This is a genomic window from Chloroherpetonaceae bacterium, assembly GCA_025056565.1.
Lineage (GTDB): Bacteria > Bacteroidota > Chlorobiia > Chlorobiales > Thermochlorobacteraceae > Thermochlorobacter.
Map to the genome: position 1 here is coordinate 72,280 of JANWWA010000008.1, position 20,491 is coordinate 92,770.

A 20,491-nucleotide genomic window follows, 5' to 3' on the forward strand; every position below is an offset into this window, starting at 1 on the left:
GCGTAAGAGTAGCAAAAACGGCAAAAGCGTCTATGAGCAATCTGCTCTTAGATTCTGTGCTCCACTCTTGGAAAAGGAGAGCTGTACGATTCGGCGAGCGGGCATAAAGGATAAGCCACATAAGCTGCATAGTTTGCTAAGTGCATATCAGGCGCAGTTTGCCTATCTTGATGGCTGAAAAGGAAGCGCTCAGAGATGCGGTGCTTATCTGCAAAGTGTGTGATGAGTGTCGCAGTGCAGAAAGAAGAGTAAATGTATAAACGCTTGCAAGCTGCCAAAACCTAATAATGGAGGAGACAAATATGCCAAGCACTTCTCCTGCTGCAGAATACACGGCGATGTCATTTAAGGACATTGCAACAAGCTACAACAAAATCAATGCAATTCCAGAAAAAGCGGCGTTGCAGATTGGAAAAGTGATTGCCCACCTTGCGGGCAAACATAGCAAGCTACTGGATGTTGGTGCGGGAGCTGGTCGCATCACAATTCCAATTGCTATAGCGGGCTGTGAAGTAACCGCACTGGATTGTGAGCCGAAAATGCTGGAAGAATTGGAGCGCCAAGTAAGGGAATTTTCACTCCACATTACCACAGTGGTCGGAGATGCAGCCAAGCTGCCGTTTGCCGACAATACATTTGATGCCGTTTTTACCAGCAACGTGTTGCATCTTGTTCCCCAGTGGGAAAAAGCACTGGACGAGGCGATTCGTGTAATGAAGTTCGGAGGCGTCTTCATTCAAGGGCGAGACTGGGTATCGCCTGATTCAGCCTTTGCACGCCTGCGCAATAAGCTGCGTGAAATTGTGGCAACGCTGAACCCAAATCTTAAACCGACAGCTGCTGCAGGACCTGCGCTATTTGAAGCACTCTCAGCGCGGGGCGGCAAAAATGAGCCAGAAATCATTGCCGCTCGCTGGACACAGACCATAAGCCCTGCAAAACTGCTAATGCAGATGGAAAATCGCGCATTCAATGAAACATGGCAATTAGAAGAAGGCTTGCTGCGTGAGGCAATGGGACGCATTCGGACTTGGGCAAGGGAACAGTGGCACAATCTTGAACGTGAAGAGGAAACGGAGTTTCGTTTCTTGCTTTATCTGACGCGTGGTTTGCGGCGCCAAAAGTGAGCAACGGGAAGTATATGGACAGTTGGGCGAACTGTGCTTTGCTGAAACGCGGATTTAGAGACTGCGCAGAGGAAGTGCCAACGCCCCAGCGGTTTTTGCTCAGTGCGGATTAAAGGTAAAAGGCAGCTGTGAAAGAAGTTGTATCTTTGCCTGCCAGAATGAGCTGAAATATGCCAAACTTATCGCTTCCAATTGAGCAAGTTGATGTCGCAATTGTAGGCGCTGGGCCAGCAGGGGCAAGTGCGGCGATTGGGCTTCGGCAAACCGCGCTAAAAGTAGCCGTAATTGAGAAAGCTAAATTTCCTCGCGATAAAGTCTGTGGTGATGCCCTAAGCGGCAAAGTGCCTGAGGCACTGAAAATGCTCTCGCCAGACTTGCTCGAGAAGTTTGAGCGCTTTCCTGAAAAGGTCTATACCACTGGTGTTAAAATTGTCTCGCCGAGTGACGACAGCTTGGAAATTGTCTTTAAGCCAAAACGGCATTTTTCAGGTACAACCATTGGCTATGTAAGCCGCCGAATTGATTTTGACAACTTTCTGGTAGAGCAATTTCGGAAAGCCCCAAACATTGCGCTCTATGAAAATACGCCTGTGAAGGCAGTTAGGAAAGAGACGGAATGGATTGAGCTGCAGACGCCACAAAAAATTTTTCGCGCCAAAATCGCTATTGCGGCTGATGGAGCTCAGTCGCTCTTAGCAAAGCAGCTGGCAGGATTTGAAGTAGATGCACGCCACTATTCGGCAGCAGTGCGCGTCTATGTCAAAGGTGTGGCAGATAGCCGCCCCGAAAATTATGTGGAGTTTTACCTGTTGCGAGATATTGTGCCCGGTTACCTGTGGATTTTCCCGCTACCAAATGGGCTGGCAAATGTGGGGCTTGGAATGCTCGCTTCAGCTGTGCAAAGGCAGCGCATCAATCTGCGAGAGAAGTTGCTGGAGCTTTTGCACTCGCACCCTCGCCTCAAAGAACGCTTCAAAAAAGCAGAGATGCTAAGCGACATAAGAGGATTTGGTTTGCCACTTGGCTCAAAACGATGGAACATCTCAGGCGAACGATTTTTGCTCGCAGGCGATGCCGCATCGCTCATTGACCCGCTCACAGGCGAAGGAATTGGAGAAGCAATGCTCTCAGGGGCATTTGCTGCTCAACACGTGCAGAAGTGCTTTGAAGCACAAAATTTCTCTGCGGCGTTTAACAAGCAGTATGATGCAGCTGTGTATCGCCGATTAGGTCCGTCATTCCGATTACATCACATTCTGCAAAAAGTCGCTGCAACGCCATTCCTGATTAACCTAATTGTGCGGAAAGTTGGGCGCAGCGAAGCCCTCAAAGATGCGGTAGCGCGAATGGTGGAGGATTTCGAAGCAAGAAAAAAGTTAAGCCAACCGAGCTTCTACCTACGCCTGCTATTTGAGTAGCTACTTAGAACAATGAAAGCAGTTTTCCTTGCTGCGCTGGCTGTATTCTACAAGGACTTCTTGCTGGAAGTGCGGACGCGCTACGGTATCAATACCATCTTGCTCTTTGTCTTGATTTCAGTATCGCTGCTCACATTTTCCTTAGCGGGTGAAACCCTGCAAAAGGAACTGCTGGCCGCACTGCTCTGGAACACCATCTTTTTTACGGCGATGGTGGCGTTGCAGCGAGGCTTTGTCAGCGAAGTGGAACGCGGCACAGCCCTGTTTCTTGCGCTTTCGGCAACGCCGGCTGCAATTTTCTTAGGCAAAATGCTCTACAACTTGATTTTAGCCATGCTGGTCAATGTGCTCATCGCTGTGCTATACGTTGCGACATTGAACTTAGAGATTGTCAATTGGGCAATTTTTTTACTTGCCTTGCTTTTGGGAAGTATTGGGGCTGCCACCTCGCTCACGCTGATCGGGGTAATAGTGGCGAACACCACAGCCAGAGGAGGGCTATTTGCGGTCCTCTCTTTTCCAATTCTTCTGCCACTGCTGCTTTTGGTAGTGCGTGCGACAAAAATTGCAACAATGGACGACGCGCCCTTTGCTCGCGCTGAGACCGAAATGCAACTCTTAGCCGCCTACTCACTTCTTACCTTTACCCTCTCGCTGGTGCTGTTTGATTACATCTGGGAAGTTTGAACGGCAGTAGATTGCTCTGCCAGTGTCACGCTTCGGCGTATTGATAAAGTGAGAAGACAAGGTGAAAGAACACTTCAAGCCAAGAAAGCCGACACAATTTGCATCACAAAGTTTCTCTGAGAGGGCTATGCAAAAGTATGTGATTCTCATTGAGCGCACAAAGGAAGGCTATCTGGCTTTCTCACCTGATTTAGAGGGGTGCACAGCGCTGGGCGAGACACCCGAAGAAGCCAAGCGCAATATGCATCACGCCATTCAGGCACATCTATACTGGCTAGCAAAAGATGGCTTGCCGATTCCAAAGCCACGCTACAAATCCAGTTACGTAAAAGTGCCAGTGTGAAAAGAGGAGAGGTACTCTCCGTGTCTTCTGACTAAGACTACAGGTAAAGTCAAGCAAGCACAAAGCAGGCAAAGATTCACCGCTTGACTGCGTCTTTTTTTCAACTTTCACTGACTGGCTCGCTAACTGTGGCAGGCGAAGAGACAGGCTCTTCTTTGACTTTTCGGCTAATTGGCTTAATGCGCAAAAGGCTTTCTTCATCGACTTCATCAATTAGCTCAGGGCTCATATACATTTCTGCATACTTGCGATAGACGCCTGACTTGACAAAGAGGTCAAATAAGTCAGGGTCAAGGTGATTCTCCGCCTTCATTTTGCCCATAATCTCCATTGCTTCACTGAGTTTTTTGCCGCGTTTATAGGGTCGGTCGACAGCAGTGAGTGCTTCAAAGACATCCGCGATGGCCATAATGCGTGCTGGAATAGACATTTGCTCGCGCGTCAGACCTCTGGGGTAGCCAGTGCCATCCATTTTCTCGTGATGCCCGCCCGCATATTCAGGCACGCGCATAAGGTTACGCGGGAAGGGCAATTTTTCTAGCATCTCAATCGTAATGACAATATGGTCGTTAATGATTTTGCGCTCCTCTGCAGTCAGTGTGCCGCGCCGAATGCTGAGGTTATAGATTTCGTCATCGTCAAGTAGTCGACGCTCTTCACCGTTGAGCACCAGTTTGCGATGACCGATGCGTTTGATGCGTTCAATGCTTTCATCGTCCAGATACTCGCCGCCGATATTGACCTTTTCAAGGAAGGCTTCCTCTTCACTAAGCTCGCGAAGTTTTCTTTGGTATTCTTCCTCTAACTCTTCTTTTGACCGACCGTTAGGGTGTTGCAAGGCTTTCAGATACTCTATTTGCAAGTCACGGCGCAAAACTTCGAAGCGAGTTTTGACGGTGTGAATGCGGTCGTAGATTTTCTCCAGCTTTGTGGCTTTGTCCATAATGTTTACGGGCGTAACAATTTTGCCACAATCGTGTAGCCACGCTGCGATGTGGAGTTCATACCACTGCTCATCAGTGAGATTAAAGTCCTTGAACGGCTCTTCTTGCGATTCACAGGCTGCCTTGGCGAGCATTTCAGTAAGCACAGGCACGCGGTTGCAATGTCCGCCTGTGTAAGGCGACTTGCGGTCAATTGCTTCAGCAATCAGACGAATGAAGGCTTCCAGCAGATTGCGATGTGCTTCAAAAAGGATTTGATTTTCCAGCGCAATGGCCGCTTGCGATGCCAAAGAGTAGATGAAATCTTCATCGTTCTTATCGAAGGGAATGACATACTTTGCAGTTGCAGCTTCGTCGGAGAGGATGACATTCGGATCGCTCTTTTTATTGAGCAATTGAATTGCGCCGATGGTCTCCTTGTTGCGGTTGAGCATCGGCACAGTAAGCATTGATTTGGTGCGATAGCCGCTGGCCATATCAAAGCCGCGATTGAAGCTGTATGTAGCATCGGGCGGGATTTCATACACATCGGGGATATTAAGCGGCACACCGGAGAGCGTAGCAGCGCCCACGATGCTGTTGCGGCTAATTGGCATTGTGAATTCCTTAAACGGAACTTGCTTGGAGAAATTCTTAGTGTGGCGGAAGCGAAGTTGTTTGTTAGCAAAGTAGTTTGCAGGGTCGGCAGGCACACCTGGCTTATCTTCAACTACATAGACACTGCCGGCATCTGCTCCCGTGATTTCCATACAGATGGAAAGAATCATCTCAAGCAACTTGGTTACATCGCGCTCGCTGGAAAGTGCCATGCCAATGTCATTGAGCTTATGCAGTTCATTACGCTGCTCGGTCAGCTCGTGGCGCAGTAGATCGAAACGCTCTTGGTTTTGGAAAAACATCTGCACGCGGCGCAAGAGAATCGCAAATTCGTTAGCACTAATCGGCGTCTCCAAAATGTCGATGATAGATTTATCCAGCAGTTCAGTGGGATCGGGAAAGTCAGCCAGCTCCTCAGGTGCAGCAATGATAGCGATGGCAAATCGGCGTTTGGCGTGTTGAGCAAGTGTGCGCCGGATTCGATGCGCCGTGCTGACATCGGCTAAAAAAAGAATATCAGCGGTTGGCAAAATGTTAGGGTGCTCAATAATAGCGCGGCTATGTGCAGGCGAGTGATAATCATAGACGTGATGCATTCGCTTCAAGCCTGTTTGCAGGGCAGAAGTCTCTAAGCCCACATGGTCATAGAGCTGAATTTTCCCAGCATAACGAATGCGCTCAGGTAGTGTGTTTTTGCTCATAGCCCAAAAGTGATGCGTTAAGTTTGCACTGAGAATATCACAAAAACTTTGCTCTAATCCAATGCGGCTGCATCGGCAAAAGGCAGAGAGCAAAAGCAGAGGGAGAGGGCACCTCAAGGACTTTGAAAATCGCCTTTGAACGTGTTAATTGCAGCACCCAGAGGATGCTGAGGCACAGATGAACTTGACAAACGACGCAACGTGCCGCAAAAACCAACTTTTTTGGCGCACTGAATCGTATCGCTCAATTTTTCCGCATTTACACCATCAGCTTTACTTGAACCATGCGGCGGTAAGCCCGCTGTCGCTGCGGGTGCGGCAAGCGATAGAAGCGTATTTGGCAGAGTGTAGTGAGTTTGATGTGGAAAACTACTGGACGCGTCTATTGCCCACGTTGGAATCAGCTCGCCAGCGCGTCGCTGCGTTCATTCATGCTGAGCCGCGCAATGTCGCATTCGTGCCGAATACCAGTTACGGACTTAACATCTTGGCACAAGGACTGCGCTGGAAGTCTGGCGACCGCATTTTGCTCTACGACAAAGACTTTCCCTCTAACGTCTATCCTTTCCTCAATCTCAGAAAACACGGAGTTGAAATTGACTTTGTCTCAGCGCGAGATGGTCAAATTTTGCTGGAAGATATTGCGGCTAAGCTCACACCACGCACGCGTCTGGTCTCAATGAGTTATGTGCAGTTCCTAACGGGCTACCGATTGGATTTAGCCGAGCTGGCGGAGCTTTGCCATCAGAAAGGTGCACTGGTGTCAATTGATGCGATTCAAGCGCTGGGCGCAATGCCTATTGATTTTCTTGGCTCAGGCATTGACTTTCTGGCGGCTGGGGCTCACAAGTGGGCCATGTCGCCAATGGGCATTGGAATTATGGTCATGACCGATGCGCTGATGGCAGACTTGCAAACGCCATTTGTGGGCTGGCTAAGCGTAAAAGATGGGTGGAATTTTTTTAACTACGAACAGGAACTGCTGGACGATGCGCGCCGCTATGAACTTGGCACGCAAAACTGGATGGGGCTTGTGGGTTTGAATGAAGCCTTTGCCATTTTTCACGAGCTGGGTGCCGAGACGATTGCCGAGAAACTGCTCACGCTATCGGAGTATCTCTGTGAGCGGCTCTACGAAGAAGGATTTGAGCCTGCCTTCAGCGCAGCTCGCAAACACTACTCAGGCATTGTCTCAATTCAAGGCTTAGACAATCCAAGCGAAATTCAGAAGCGACTACTTTCAGCACAAATTGAAGTTTCCACGCGCGAAGGGCTTCTAAGAATTTCGCCCCATTTTTACAACTCCATTGAAGACCTTGAACAATTTCTTGCGGCGCTGAAAAAATTTGCTCAACCCAGACTCAAACCAGTATGACACCTCGAGAAGCGGTTATTACGCTGCTTTCTGGTTCAGACCTTTCGGCTAGCGATATGCGAAGCGTCGTAAATGCCGTAATGCAAGGTGATGTGCCAGATGCCGTGATTGCAGCGCTCTTGGTTTTGCTACGCCAGAAGGGTGAAACAATTGAGGAAATCTACGGCGCCGTGCAAGCCGTGATGGAAAATGTCGACCGAGTTGAACTCGATCCGCAAGCCATTGATACGGCTGGCACAGGTGGTGATGCAGCAGGTACATTTAACATCTCTACAATGGCAGCGATTGTAGCGTGCAGTGCGGGGGCAAAAGTAGCTAAGCACGGTAATCGTTCAGTCTCAAGCAAATGTGGCAGCGCCGATGTGCTGGAGACCATCGGGCTGAAAATTGAGCTGCCCAAAGAAAAGACGATTGAACTCTTTCATAAAACGGGATTTGCATTTCTTTATGCGCCGCTTTACCACAAAGCAATGAAACGCGTGGCAAGCGTGCGCCGAGATTTGGGGGTTCGCACGATTTTCAATATGCTGGGACCGCTGGTTAATCCAGCAGGGATTTTGCGTCAAGTAATAGGCGTCTATGACCGTGAGCTAACGGCGATGTTTGCACAAGTGCTGCGTCAACAAGGGGCAGAGCATTGTATGGTGGTGCACGGCGGCACCAAAGAAGGCTTAGCACTTGATGAGCCGAGCGTTTGCGGACCGACATTCGTCTCGGAACTTAAAAATGGCACGATTTCTAACTACACCGTGCACCCTGAGGATTTTGGCTTTAAGCGTCGCTCACTTGAGGAATTGCAAGGCGGCACGGTGCAAGAAAACGCACAGCTCATCTGGCAAATTCTCGATGGCACAGCCTCAGAAGCGAAGCGTGATGCGGTGATTTATGCGGGTGGCTTTGCGATTTATGTGAGCGGCGTAGTTGACTCGCTGGAGCGCGGCATTGCACAAGCGCGTTTTGAGCTTGAGAGCGGTCGTGCTAAACAAACGCTGGAACGTATCTTGGCGGCGCATCGTGAAGTGGCAAGTGCTCTGTCGCCCGCTTGAAGGAGGGGTGTTAAATGCTACGCAAGGTAAGCACGAATGTTGCCGCTGGCAAAGAAGGGATACCACACGATGCAGGCACAAAACATCGTAACTTGGCACACTCTAAAAGTTTGACTCATCGCGCCAGCGGCTCAGTTTCCAGACCGCAGCAGTATCACGGCGCACTAGCGTAAAATTGGCATTGCCCGTGATTTCGAAAACTTCACTTGCACGAAACCCTACGCGCAAGCGAAAACTGCGCACCACTTGTGTTTGCACAGCGCTGCCTTCCTGAAAGACAATCGTGTTCCAGCGCAAGTCTAAAATCTCGGTGCTGCGAAAAAGTCCCAGTGTAGTAACCAATTCAACTTCACGCGGCCAGACCACATCGATACCGTTGTCAAAATCACGATAGACAAATGTGAAGCGCTCATCAAGCAGTTGGCTGTAGAGCGCGGTATCTTTGGTAAGGTAAGCGAACTCGAAGTTGCGGAAAAAGCCATCAAGGGTGCGCTGGTCGCCTAACCCGATACCACTGCGGTTTTCGGTGTCTAAGCGCGGCGCAAAAGGATTCAAGGTGCAACCCAAGAGCCAGAGCATGGTGTAGCCGCTTAGTGCAAAGAATGCAACCAAACGCTGGGCTTGGGTGTCTCTATGCATAGCACGCAGTGGTTGTAGTCCTTGCAGCAGAAACGTCCTGCAAGGCGTTTTTGGTTTTTTCGCTCAGAGTAAGCTAAACAAGCCTATCTATGTCTCAAAATCATCACGCTATGTATCACTTGGCAGATGAACCCAAGGCAAGTAGCATAGGTGCAGTGTCGCGCCGAGCGTTTCTTGAAATGGTAGCGGCGAGCGGCTCAATGCTGGCGTGCGGCACTGTGCTATCATCGCTCTTGGCTGCTTGCAGCAGTGGTTCAGGGGGCAGCGCAACCGATGCGCCACTCACGGGGGCACGTGAGCAGCTAAACATAGCAAATGTGCCACAACTGCAAACGGTTGGTGGTTTTTTGCGCCGAGTCTTTCAAGGTAGAAACAATAATCGTGAAGTCTTGATTGTTCGGGTTGCTCAGAATGAGTTTCGTGCAGCCTCTGTGGTCTGCACGCATGCTGGCTGCAATGTGGAAAACCCACAGGGCAGCGTGGTAACGTGTCTTTGCCATGGCTCGCGCTTCAGCATAGCAGCAAATAACTTTGGAGCCGTGCTGAACGGTCCAGCCACATCGCCCCTGCAAACCTTTCCAACTTCATTTGACGGCACAACGCTCACCATCACATTCTGACCTCCAATGTGTCGGTTGGTAGTCTGGCTGATGGGCTTGTGTGTGCTGCATACGGAGCTGCGGGCACAATTTCGCTGCGACTGGGTGCAAAGTTGGATAGCTGAGCCTAAGAAGAATGACGAAGAGCACTCGCTGCAAAGCGCAGAAGTGGCTGCTGTGTTGCAAGTAATGGATTCTATGCAAGTAGTGCGTAAGCCGAAACTTCTGCCTGAAAATATGAGCATGTTTGAATCGGTCTTTTGGGGAGAGTCAGGGCTGTTTCGTGGCATCTCACCGCTAACGCCTGAGGCGAGACGCCGAGAGCTGGACTTTCGCCGCGCGATGCTCTCGACCCATCAACTTTTAGGCTTTGCGACACTGGGGCTGATGACTGCGTCGGTCGTGTTTGGGCAGGTTTTGCTAAACGACTATGAAGCGCTGCGATTCGATGAGGCGGCGCGCAATCGGCAAGTGCATCGCACCCTTTCAATCATCACGTTTGGCACATATATGACCACAGCAGCAATGTCAACTTTTGCGCCGCCGCCACTGATTCGCCGAGACGAGTGGAATACAGTTACGACGCATAAGCTCCTTGCCGTGGTTCATCTTGCGGGAATGATTGCGCAACCGATTCTGGCCATTTCAGCCGCAAATTCTCGGGATTTTGAGCAGATTCGCGCGCTGCGTCGTGCCCATCAAATCGTGGGCTATGTTACGCTTGCTGCGCTTGCGACTGCTATGGTTGTGATGACCTTCTAAAACCCTAACTCAAACTTCAACCAACTATGGCTTCAAACGCACTCTTTGTCTTGATAATGACATTTTCACTGTCGGAAGCGGTGCGCACACTGCCTAAGCTTAGTGCGCTGAAAGGCGAATCGAAACTGAGCTATGAGCTGGTGCACCCGCTGCATAAAGTCGTAGCGACCACAAAGAACTTTCTCTGCGAGATTGAACTCTTGGAGGAGACTCAGGAGATTCAGTCCGTAGAGTTTCGCGCCGAAGTGACAAGCTTTGATAGTGGCAACTCTAACCGTGATGCCCATGCGCTGGAAGTAGTGGAAGCGCTGCTCTATCCAGAAGTCGTATTCCAAAGCGAGCGAATCGAAAATCAGCAAGACAAGCTGCGCGTCAGTGGGAAGCTAACCTTTCATGGCGTTACGCAGCCAATTAACTTTACGGCAAGAAAGAGAATCGTCGGCTCAAAGCTGGTGGTAGAGGGCGAGACAGAAATTAGCCTGACGGCATTTAAGGTTGAGCGACCAGCACTCTTTTTTGTGAAAGTGGAAGATGCTCTGAAAATCTCTTTTGAGATTGCATTTGCATTGACCTAAGCGGAGGTATGATGCGAAAAACGCTGCTGGTAGGTTTGTGGCTGCTTTGCGTCCAGCTGCTGTATGCACAGCAGCCTGAATTGCAGTGCGAAGTAACGCTCAATGTGGAGCGTTTGCAGTCAGAGGCACGCGTGCGACTGGCAAACTTTGCACAAACCGTGCGTAACTATATGAACAACTACCGATGGACAAACTCTACTGAGTTTGAGACCGATGAAGACCGCATCAAGTGCCAGATTCAGTTTGTATTTATGGACGCAAACTTAGGCGCTTCGCCGCCAGTCTATTCGGCGCAGGTCTTCATTGGTGTAACGCGCCCAATTTACCGCGCCTCCATGACGGCATCTACGCTGCGTATGCTCGATGGTGCGCTGGAGTTTGCCTACAATGAACAGCAAGGCGTGCTGTTGCACAATGAACTGGTGCATAATCCGCTGGCGAGTTTTCTGGACTTTTATGCAAATGTCATTATAGGCTACGACTTTGACACGTATCGCAAACTGGGGGGCACGCCATACTTTGAAAAGGCCTTGCGCATCAAGCGATTGGCGCAGGAGCAAAGTCCCTTCCCGCGAGGCTGGCAATTTGGCGACAATGGCGGCAACAACCGCGCAGCAATGATTGATGAAATCCTTGATGCACGCTTTCTCAAAATGCGTGAGGTGCTTTACGACTATCACTACAACGGTCTTGATGAATTCTACCGTGACCCAAACGCTGCGCGTGAGACCATCTTGAATTGCATCAAGACAATTGCTGAAGTTGATGCGCGCTTTCCGAGAAGTCTCTTTGTGCGCCGTTTCTTTGAATCAAAAGCAATTGAAATTACCGAAGTGTTTAGAAGTGCGCCGCAAAAAATGCGCGAAGAGCTGCTGGAAATTCTGCGTAAAGTAGACCCCTCTCGCCTGCAGCAAACATATGAACCAAACCTTGCTGGCAATCGCCCCTAAGCTATGAATTGGTTGAAGCTGATGCAGGGCTGGTAACAGGCTCACTGGCTGATTCTGGCAATTGACTATTCTTCAGGCCGTAGAAGAAGTAAATCCCAAGCCCAATCACTAGCCAGACGATTAGGCGTAGCCAAGTGTCGCCGGGCAGTGAAAACATCATTGCAAGGCAAGTAAGAATGCCAAAAATTGGAACAAGTGGCACAAGGGGAGTCTTAAATGCGCGCGGTGCATCAGGCTGCGTTTTACGCATGACCATCACGCCAATGCAAACCAGCACAAAGGCAAAGAGCGTGCCGATGCTCGTCATCTCGCCTACAACTTGCACAGGCACAAACGCTGCAAAAAGGCTCACAAACACCATAAAGAGCAAATTGGACTTATACGGCGTGCGGAACTTTGGGTGCAGTTCCGAGAAAATTTTCGGCAAAAGCCGATCTTTTGACATTGAGAAAAAGACGCGTGATTGTCCAAGCAGCATCACCAAAATGACCGATGAATAGCCAGCAAGAATGGCGATAATGATAGCCTGACCGAGCCAGCTATACGGCGTTTTGGCAATTGCGATAGCAACAGGTGCGGCACTGCCTTTGAACTCAGTGTAATGCGCTATGCCCGTCATCACATGTGAAAAAAGCACATAGAGAACTGTGCAGATAAAGAGTGAGCCCAAAATACCAATAGGCATATCGCGCTGTGGGTTTTTAGCTTCTTGAGCCGCTGTAGAAACCGCATCAAAACCGATGAACGCAAAGAAGACGACCGCTGCGCCTCTGAAAATGCCACTGATGCCAAAATGTCCAAATTCACCTGTGGTATTCTCGGGAATGTAAGGCGTGTGATTAGCAGGATTAATGTAAGCCCAGCCCAGCCCAATAAAAATGAGCACGACGGAGACTTTCAAAATCACAATAAGGGCATTAACAAAGGCGGACTCTTTTGTGCCTTTGACAAGCAGAAGTGAGAGCACAACGACGATAAACACTGCGGGCAAGTTCAAGATGCCAGAGACTACAGTGCCATCGGCTTGCTTAGCCGTTTCCCACGGGGAGCAAGTCAGCTCAGCAGGCAAGTAGATGTTGTAGGTGGCTAAGAGCTTTACCAAGTATTGCGACCAGCTAATAGAGACAGTGGCAGCGCCAACAGCATATTCAAGCACCAGATCCCAGCCGATAATCCAAGCGATAAATTGTCCCATTGTGGCGTAGGAGTAGGTATAGGCACTGCCTGCAACAGGAATCATAGAGGCAAACTCGGCGTAGCAAAGCCCTGCAAAAGCGCAGCCGATAGCACCAACCACAAATGAAAGTGTAACCGCAGGTCCCGCGTTGTTGGCAGCAGCAAGACCCGTGAGGGAGAAAAGCCCTGCGCCAATAATTGCACCGATACCAAGTGCCACAAGATTGGTTGCGCCGAGTGTGCGCTTCAGCGTAAGCACTTCACTGTCGCCGCCCAATCCAGCATCTTTCAGCAGTTGCGGAATGGATTTGGTTGTAAAAAGTGGATTTGCCACGGTGTTGCTCCTTTGGTTTCGTTGTCGAGATACACTTGCTAATGCTTGCCGAGCAAGCTAGCTCAGAGTTGCGTCAATTATAGTGAAAAGCGTAGGCTGTGCAAAAAGAGGCAGTGCATGTGTGTAGATGGATGTCAGCAACTTTTCACAAACTGCCCAGAGAAAACTTACCTTTGAAATGCCTGCTTGATGCGTTGAGCAGCTTTTTGCAGCTCGGTCATAGAGGCAGCATAGGAGAGCCGCAGATAGCCCGGCGCACCAAACGCGTCGCCCGGCACGGTTGCAACCAAATGCTGCTCCAAAAGAAACTCTGCAACATCTACTGATGAATGAAGCGTGATGCCAGCGAAGGTTTTACCCAGCAAGCCCTCAACCGATGGGAAAAGGTAAAACGCCCCTTCAGGTAAGCTAAGGCGAATGCCATCAATCTGTGAAAGTTCGCGGTAGAGGAAATCACGGCGCTTTCTGAACTCGTCACGCATTCGAGCTACAACAGTCTGGTCGCCTGTTAGCGCCGCCACTGCGGCTTTCTGCGAAATGGAGGAGGTGTGCGAACTCATCTGAGATTGAAGTTTCGCTACAGCGTCAATAATCCACTTAGGCGCAGCCACATAGCCAACGCGCCAGCCTGTCATAGAGTGCGACTTTGAGAGCGCGTTGCTCACAATGACTCTCTCTCGCATTGTGTCAAGGCGCGCAGGCGAGAAGTGTTCAATTTCGCCGTAAGTGAGCCGCTCATACATCTCATCGGAAAGCACAAAAATATCGCGTCCCTCAATGACTTGCATAAGCGCTCGAATGTCCGCTTCGGAATACATGGCACCAGTTGGATTAGAGGGCGTGTTGAGAATAAGCATTTTGGTGCGAGGGGTAAGGGCGGCGTCAAGTTGCGCAGGCGTGAGCTTGAAGCCTTGTTCCAATGTGGTCGGCACGATAACAGGCACGCCGTCTGCAATTTTGACCATCTCAGGAAAACTCACCCAATAAGGGGCTGGAATAATGACTTCATCACCGCTATCAATCAGTGCCAAAATCGTGTTCATAATCGCTTGCTTGCCGCCTACGCTCACGCAGATTTCGTCAGGAGAATAGCGGAGCGCATTGTCACGCCAAAGCTTTTCTGCAATTGCACGTCGCAGTTCAGGGATTCCAACGACGCTGGTGTAGCGTGTAAAGCCAGCTTGAATCGCTTCTACTGCGGCTCGGCAAACAAAGTCAGGCGTAGGGAAGTCAGGCTCACCAGCCGATAGACTCACGACGTCTTTGCCTTCGGCTTTCAGCTTCATTGCGCGCGTCGTGATTTGCAGCGTCGCCGATTCTTGCACGCGCTTTGTGCGCCGAGAAAGAAATCGGTCGGTGTCCAGTGTCAGAAGTGTATCAGCGTGCATTGGACTGTTTGTAAGTTGTTTGTAGTTGTTGAGCAACAAATGCTTGCGCACAGAACTTATCTCTGCGCCGACTGCGTTTCAAGCCTCTGAAATGCCGCCTTGGCGTTCTCTACAAAGGCTCGAACCTTCTCAGGGTCTTTCTTGCCAGCTTCTTTCTCAACACCGCTGGCCACATCGACGCCGAAAGGGCGGACAGCCTCAATGGTCTCTGCCACATTCGAAGGTGTAAGACCACCAGCCAGCACAACATAGCCAAATTCTGAAATTTCCTTAACGAGCCCTTTGGCTTTTTCCCTATCAATGCAGCGACCTGTGCCGCCATGAAGTTTGGCATCGTAGGTGTCCAAAAGCACGGTGGTGGTCTTTGAACGCTTGAGAAAATTATACGCCACACAAGCGTTGAACGACTCATTCACGCGAAAAGCCCGCATAACAGGGATGCGGAAACGCCGCACCACACCAGAAGTAAACACATCACCCGAAAGTTGCGCTAGCGTGAGTTTCAAAGAGCGGCATGTCTCATCAATTTCATCAGGTGAGCCATCAACAAACACACCCACTTTTTCCACAAAAACAGGAAGACTCTGGATGATGCGTTTTGCCTCACGCACAGAGATGCGTCTTGGACTTCTTGGGTAGAAAACAAAGCCCAACGCATCAGCGCCAGCCGCAAGGGCAATTTCTGCATCTTCCAAGCTGGTGATGCCACAGATTTTTACTTTCATTCGAGCTTGCTGCTGATAGATGCTCAATGTGCGACCAAAGTAGGCTGCAGGAAAAATACACTTTTTTGAAGGAATCCGTGCGCAAAGGCGACGCATTTACAGCGTTCAACGTCAGAATTGCGTAGGTTTGTTGACAGGCAAAAGAGTATATTGCAGGCTCTGATCAACACAAAGGAGAAGGCAGCGATGATACGAGTCGAGAACCTCACCAAAGTCTTTGGGCGTGGTACGCTCAATGAGGTCTATGCGCTAGACCGAGTGAATCTCACTATTGAAGAAGGCGACTTTGCCGTTGTAATTGGCGTCAATGGCAGCGGCAAATCCACGTTGCTTAATGCGATTGCAGGCAGTTTCATCTGCGATTCGGGCAGAATCTTGATTGACAATGTCGATGTAACCAAAGATCCAGACTATAAGCGTGCCAAGTATATCGCACGAGTGTTTCAGAATCCCTATATGGGCACAGCCCCAAATATGACGGTGGCGGAAAATATGCAGATGGCATCGCTGCGAGGTGAAAGAAAAGGGCTAAGCATTGGGCTAACCAAAAAACGGCGTGAATACCTGCGAGAAAAATTGGCGGAACTGCAAATGGGGCTAGAGAACCGAATGGATACGCCCATTGGACTGCTCTCGGGCGGACAGCGCCAAGCCATAACGCTTCTGATGGCAGCGATGCGGCGACCAAAAATTCTTCTACTGGACGAACACACTGCAGCCTTGGACCCAATTTCAGGTGAGCAGGTGCTTTTTATTACGCAGCAACTAATTGAGCACTACAAACTGACTGCACTAATGGTTACACACTCTATGAATCATGCCGTGCGCTTCGGTAATCGAGTGATTATGATGAACTTAGGCGATGTAGCCTGTGACATTCGTGGTGAGGAAAAACGGGCGCTCACCGAAGAAGCACTCTTGAAACGATTTAGTGAGCGGCATATTCACTACATCTATTGAAATGAACCGTATCATTGTGTGGCATCGCCGTGATTTAAGAATTTCAGATAATACAGCGCTGCATGCTGCGCTGAAAGTGGCGGACGAAGTTATCCCGCTCTTTATTCTTGCCGATGACATCCTAAAGGAGAGAGACGATTTTTCGCCCGCTTGCGTGAAATTTATGCTGCAGTCGCTTGCAGAATTGGCAGTGTCATACCAAAAAATCGGTGGGCAATTCATTCTGCGAAAAGGGCGATTTTTGGAGGTGTTGCGAGAGGTCGTAAAAGAAAGTGAAGCCAGAGCAATTTACTTCAATGAAGACTATGAGCCCGCAGCAAAAGAGCGAGATAGAAAAGTAAGAGAAGAGTTTTCTAAATTAGGCTTGGAGGTCAGAGCATTCAAAGACCAAGTTTGCTTTGCACCAAGCGAGATATTAACTGCGCAAGGGAAACCATACACCATCTACACCCCTTACAAGAAAAATTGGCTTTCTCAAGCAGAAAAAATAGCTGAGCCTGTCAATGCGCCAGTTCGCATTAAATCGCCCAATCTCCCAAGTATTCCTGTGCCAACAGTAGAGGAATTAGGGTTAAAAGAAAGTGTAACACTGCTGACACAAGGTGGAGAAAGGAGCGGTGAGGAGACACTAAAAAAATTCTTAGAGAAAAAGATTTTGCGCTACAAAGTAGATAGAGACTTTCCTAGCGCGGAGGGAACAAGTTTGCTTTCTGCACACTTACGATTTGGCACAGTTTCAGTTCGCAAAGTCTATTTCGCCGCAAGAGCAAAAGAAGAAAATGCAAATTCATCGGAAAAAGCAGGTATAGATACATTCATTGCTGAGTTGATTTGGCGAGATTTTTATTTTCAGATTCTTGACCATTTCCCCTTCGTAGAAAAAGAAAGTTTTAAGCCAGAGACGCGAAAAATTAAGTGGGAAAATCGAGAAGATTTCTTCTTAGCATGGAAGGAGGGGAGAACAGGCTACCCAATTGTCGATGCAGCAATGCGCCAGCTCAATCAAACAGGTTGGATGCACAATCGCCTCAGAATGATTGTTGCGAGTTTCCTAACAAAAGATTTGCTCATTGATTGGCGATGGGGCGAGAAGTATTTTATGCAACGCTTGGTAGATGGCGATATGGCTGCCAACAACGGTGGCTGGCAATGGTCGGCTTCGACAGGCACCGATGCACAGCCCTATTTTAGGATTTTTAATCCTATTTCACAATCCAAAAAGTTTGACCCGAAAGGTGAGTTTATTAAAAAGTATGTGCCAGAACTCTCAAAAGTGCCAGAAAAATACATTCACAATCCCGCCGAATTTTTGCAGTCATCTCCGCTATTGCAATCAGAATTCGGTGTAAGGCTCGGCGTAGACTACCCACTTCCAATCGTGGAGCATACCAAGCAGCGTGAAAAAGCCTTAAAAATGTTTAGGGAAGCAAGCGCATAGCTTGGCGCATCTAAACTCTTTTCAAAATCATACCTGAGTAACCTGAAAGAGACAGTGAAAGTGAGGAAGAAGTTTTAGAAACGATAAAGGTTTTCCCGCTTAGTTCATCTCTCCAGACACCAGCAGGCAGTAACAACTTCTCAGATTGAGTAGTTTGCAAGGGATTAATAATGACCACAACAAGCTCATCTTCATACTTTCGCTCATAGCAGACAAGGTTTGCCTTCAGGTATATGGGCCTGAATGTGCCATAGCGAATTGCTTTACTTTGCCTGCGAATGGAGATGAGTTTTTTGTGAAACTCAAAAAGCGATTGGTCAAATTCAACAGTGTAAGAGATGTCTGGTCGGTAAAGATGAGTTTCATTTTCATATCGAAGGTCTGGCCAGAGCATCGGTTTGCGGTCGTCAGGGTCATCAGCACCCCACATTCCAGCTTCTGTGCCGTAGTAAAGCATCGGTGAGCCAAGATAGGTCATCTGAAAAACTGTAATCGCTTTCTGAAGTGCGCGTTCCGTTTCATTAGGCTTACGCGGGTCGTATTCAGGGTGATAACGCAAGGAAGACTGTCGGTCATAGTCTCGGTTCGGATTGACAATCATTGAAGCAAGGCGATCTGTATCATGGCTCTCGAGAAGATTGAGAAGTCCGTAGTTGGCTTCTTGGGGATATGCAGCAAGCAGGGCTTCCAGTTTCTTAAGAAAGTCTCGACTGCTTGGAATGCTTCGCTTGATAAAGAATTGGAATGTCAGAATCGCAAGTTGATAATTGGTGACGGCATCGAATTCATCGCCTTGGAGCCATTCGCGTGCATTTTTCCAAATTTCGCCAACTAAATATGCATTAGGATTGAGTGATTTTGCATATTGTCGCCACATTTTCCAAAATTGATGAGGTACATCATCGGCAGCATCAAGTCGCCAGCCGTCAATACCCTTTTCTACTTTACCGTCGGGCAGCATCCAGCGCTTCGTAATCGCAAAAAGGTATGCACAAACTTCAGGGTGCAGACCAGAAAGCGAATCGCGTGCAAAAATAGGTAAGGACTTTGAGCCGTGCCAGCCAGCGTAATCGAACTTTGTGCCTTTGGTGGAATCGTCCCAACTTATAATGTGATACCAGTCTTTATATCGTGATTTTTCTTGATGCCGCAAAACATCTTGAAATGCCCAAAAAGTGCGCCCAGTATGATTGAACACACCATCGAGAATAATGCGAATACCGCGTCGGTGTGCTTCCTCAACAAGTTTAAGAAAAAGTCGGTCAGCACTTGTCCATTGCCAAGTATTAGGGTCAGCGGGATTTTCTTTGGAGATAATTTCAAGGTCGCCAGCAGGGTCTGGACCAAAGTTAATATCAATGTGATGCAAAAGTGTGGCATCGTATTTATGAAGCGACGGCGCTTCGAAAAGGGGGTTGAAGTAAATTACTTCTATACCTAAGTCAGCAAGGTAATCCAACTTATCCAAAACACCTTGCAAATCCCCACCGTAGCGACGACGAAATACATTATCATAGAAATTCGGAGAGTGAGCTTTTTCCTCAGAAGTAAGCGCATACCAATTGCTTGTCCAAGAGTGAGCCTTCCCCGTTGGTGCAGATTTATCAAAAGTAGGGTCATTATGCGGATCTCCGTTACGGAATCGTTCAGGGAAAATTTGATAAAAAACGGCACCCCTTGCCCAGTTTGGTGCAAAAGAAGAAGTTGGCTTCATCTGTGCAAGCAAGATGTGGCTGAAAAAAAAGCTAAGGATTAAAGGAGCGTAGCGCATTGAGACTGGGAATCTTAACTTGATGCACTTTCGTAGCGGCGAAGTGCAAAGTAAAAAAACTTGACGGTGAAAAGTAGTGAAAATGTGCTAATAAAAAAGCAAGTAAGAAAAGTGTTGATGTCGAACCCACGCAAAATCATCGTAGAAGGGATTGAAGAAATGACAATCATTGGAAGAAGATAGAGCAAAAAGAATCGCACAAGGCCTTTGTAGATAGCTTCTGGGCGCATAGCCAGCTGGTAGAGGTGGTGAAAGCCCCACTGTAAGCCAGTCGAGGCATTCACAAAGATAAACCCAAGTGCAGCAAAGAAAACTTGAATGGAATACATTACAACTAAACCAGAGATGACCAAGACGACGTATCCGAGAATGTCTAGAAACGTGGGCGTAAAGTCCAAATTAAGGAATGCAATCGCAAGCAAGCCCAAAGCAAAGACGAGGTCTAAGAGAGAGCCAAATGAGACAAAGCGCATCGTAGAGTAGATAAGCGGTGAAACAGGCTTAGAGAGAATGAGATCAAAATCACCCTTTCGAATGAAGTCACTGATTTGCCAAATTCCAGAAGCAAAGAAGGTCATATCAATTGCATCAATTACGAAGGTAGTAGCCATAAAGAAGAAGACATCGCTGCGCGTATAACCAGCAATTGTGCTGGTATTGAAGTAAATGACTTCAAAAAAGCCTAAATTCACCGCATACCAAATGATGTCCATCACAAACACCAGAAAGAAGTTCCCGCGATACTGAACATCGCGCGTGAGGCAATTCTTGATGAATGCCCACTCTAATCGGAGAAAGCGACGGATACCGTAAATGAGTGACTGCAAACGGTTAAACACGCGTCAAAAATGCAAATTTGAAAAAATTTACTATATTGTACGGCTACAAAATATAAGCATAGCAAATATAGCGCAAAACTGGCATGAAATCAACCTA

The 20,491-nt window shown here is 48.6% G+C and carries 19 protein-coding genes; 12 read left to right on the forward strand and 7 right to left on the reverse strand.

Going from position 1 to position 20,491, the window contains the following annotated elements; genetic code table 11:
* The first annotated feature begins 302 nt into the window (after window positions 1–302).
* The 4 genes from NZM05_07690 to NZM05_07705 all read left to right on the forward strand — a co-directional run bounded on the left by NZM05_07690 (window position 303) and on the right by NZM05_07705 (window position 3,575).
* Window positions 303–1,127, forward strand: a complete 825-nt coding sequence (locus NZM05_07690) for a class I SAM-dependent methyltransferase (protein ID MCS7013496.1) — start codon at window positions 303–305, stop codon at window positions 1,125–1,127.
* A gap of 170 nt (window positions 1,128–1,297) precedes the next feature.
* Window positions 1,298–2,545, forward strand: a complete 1,248-nt coding sequence (locus NZM05_07695; protein ID MCS7013497.1) for a geranylgeranyl reductase family protein — start codon at window positions 1,298–1,300, stop codon at window positions 2,543–2,545.
* Window positions 2,546–2,557: 12 nt separating this feature from the next.
* The gene (locus NZM05_07700) at window positions 2,558–3,232 is read left to right on the forward strand and encodes a heme exporter protein CcmB (protein ID MCS7013498.1); all 675 of its coding nucleotides are present in this window, start codon (window positions 2,558–2,560) and stop codon (window positions 3,230–3,232) included.
* A gap of 127 nt (window positions 3,233–3,359) precedes the next feature.
* Complete coding sequence (locus NZM05_07705) at window positions 3,360–3,575, forward strand: type II toxin-antitoxin system HicB family antitoxin (GenBank protein ID MCS7013499.1); 216 nt, start codon at window positions 3,360–3,362, stop codon at window positions 3,573–3,575.
* 100 nt (window positions 3,576–3,675) lie between these two features.
* Here NZM05_07705 and NZM05_07710 read toward each other — a convergent pair whose 3' ends face one another.
* Window positions 3,676–5,817 carry a GAF domain-containing protein gene (locus NZM05_07710; protein MCS7013500.1) on the reverse strand — a complete coding sequence of 714 codons (2,142 nt, stop codon included), beginning with the start codon at window positions 5,815–5,817 and terminating at the stop codon, window positions 3,676–3,678.
* A 178-nt stretch (window positions 5,818–5,995) separates the two neighbouring features.
* Here NZM05_07710 and NZM05_07715 point away from each other — a divergent pair, with 178 nt between their 5' ends.
* The gene (locus NZM05_07715; GenBank protein MCS7013501.1) at window positions 5,996–7,192 is read left to right on the forward strand and encodes an aminotransferase class V-fold PLP-dependent enzyme; all 1,197 of its coding nucleotides are present in this window, start codon (window positions 5,996–5,998) and stop codon (window positions 7,190–7,192) included.
* The gene (gene trpD / locus NZM05_07720; protein ID MCS7013502.1) at window positions 7,189–8,238 is read left to right on the forward strand and encodes an anthranilate phosphoribosyltransferase; all 1,050 of its coding nucleotides are present in this window, start codon (window positions 7,189–7,191) and stop codon (window positions 8,236–8,238) included. Before NZM05_07715 ends, trpD begins: the two co-directional genes overlap by 4 nt.
* Before the next feature lie 102 nt (window positions 8,239–8,340).
* Here the strand turns inward: trpD and NZM05_07725 are convergent, their stop codons facing one another.
* On the reverse strand, window positions 8,341–8,877 hold the full coding sequence (locus tag NZM05_07725) for a hypothetical protein (GenBank protein MCS7013503.1): 537 nt from the start codon (window positions 8,875–8,877) through the stop codon (window positions 8,341–8,343).
* A 110-nt stretch (window positions 8,878–8,987) separates the two neighbouring features.
* Here NZM05_07725 and NZM05_07730 point away from each other — a divergent pair, with 110 nt between their 5' ends.
* From NZM05_07730 to NZM05_07745, 4 genes are read left to right on the forward strand one after another with little or no spacing between them, the layout of a single operon-like run.
* Complete coding sequence (locus tag NZM05_07730; GenBank protein MCS7013504.1) at window positions 8,988–9,497, forward strand: Rieske (2Fe-2S) protein; 510 nt, start codon at window positions 8,988–8,990, stop codon at window positions 9,495–9,497.
* A gap of 6 nt (window positions 9,498–9,503) precedes the next feature.
* On the forward strand, window positions 9,504–10,238 hold the full coding sequence (locus tag NZM05_07735) for a hypothetical protein (protein MCS7013505.1): 735 nt from the start codon (window positions 9,504–9,506) through the stop codon (window positions 10,236–10,238).
* A gap of 26 nt (window positions 10,239–10,264) precedes the next feature.
* Window positions 10,265–10,813: a YceI family protein gene (locus NZM05_07740; protein ID MCS7013506.1), complete on the forward strand. Its 549-nt coding sequence runs from the start codon at window positions 10,265–10,267 to the stop codon at window positions 10,811–10,813.
* An 8-nt stretch (window positions 10,814–10,821) separates the two neighbouring features.
* On the forward strand, window positions 10,822–11,763 hold the full coding sequence (locus NZM05_07745) for a DUF4835 family protein (protein MCS7013507.1): 942 nt from the start codon (window positions 10,822–10,824) through the stop codon (window positions 11,761–11,763).
* Window position 11,764: 1 nt separating this feature from the next.
* Here the strand turns inward: NZM05_07745 and NZM05_07750 are convergent, their stop codons facing one another.
* From NZM05_07750 to NZM05_07760, 3 genes are all read right to left on the reverse strand, one after another.
* On the reverse strand, window positions 11,765–13,273 hold the full coding sequence (locus tag NZM05_07750) for an amino acid permease (GenBank protein MCS7013508.1): 1,509 nt from the start codon (window positions 13,271–13,273) through the stop codon (window positions 11,765–11,767).
* Between the two features lie 167 nt (window positions 13,274–13,440).
* Window positions 13,441–14,661 carry a pyridoxal phosphate-dependent aminotransferase gene (locus NZM05_07755; GenBank protein ID MCS7013509.1) on the reverse strand — a complete coding sequence of 407 codons (1,221 nt, stop codon included), beginning with the start codon at window positions 14,659–14,661 and terminating at the stop codon, window positions 13,441–13,443.
* Between the two features lie 56 nt (window positions 14,662–14,717).
* On the reverse strand, window positions 14,718–15,482 hold the full coding sequence (locus tag NZM05_07760) for a phosphoribosylanthranilate isomerase (protein ID MCS7013510.1): 765 nt from the start codon (window positions 15,480–15,482) through the stop codon (window positions 14,718–14,720).
* A 90-nt stretch (window positions 15,483–15,572) separates the two neighbouring features.
* On the opposite strand from NZM05_07760, the gene NZM05_07765 reads away from it, so the two are divergent.
* Window positions 15,573–16,346 carry an ATP-binding cassette domain-containing protein gene (locus NZM05_07765; GenBank protein ID MCS7013511.1) on the forward strand — a complete coding sequence of 258 codons (774 nt, stop codon included), beginning with the start codon at window positions 15,573–15,575 and terminating at the stop codon, window positions 16,344–16,346.
* A gap of 1 nt (window position 16,347) precedes the next feature.
* Entirely contained in the window at window positions 16,348–17,784 is a 1,437-nt protein-coding gene (locus NZM05_07770) for a DNA photolyase family protein (GenBank protein MCS7013512.1), read from the forward strand.
* Between the two features lie 10 nt (window positions 17,785–17,794).
* Here the strand turns inward: NZM05_07770 and NZM05_07775 are convergent, their stop codons facing one another.
* The gene (locus NZM05_07775) at window positions 17,795–19,555 is read right to left on the reverse strand and encodes a glycoside hydrolase family 13 protein (GenBank protein ID MCS7013513.1); all 1,761 of its coding nucleotides are present in this window, start codon (window positions 19,553–19,555) and stop codon (window positions 17,795–17,797) included.
* Between the two features lie 14 nt (window positions 19,556–19,569).
* Window positions 19,570–20,382: an ABC-2 family transporter protein gene (locus tag NZM05_07780; protein MCS7013514.1), complete on the reverse strand. Its 813-nt coding sequence runs from the start codon at window positions 20,380–20,382 to the stop codon at window positions 19,570–19,572.
* Window positions 20,383–20,491 lie beyond the last annotated feature (109 nt).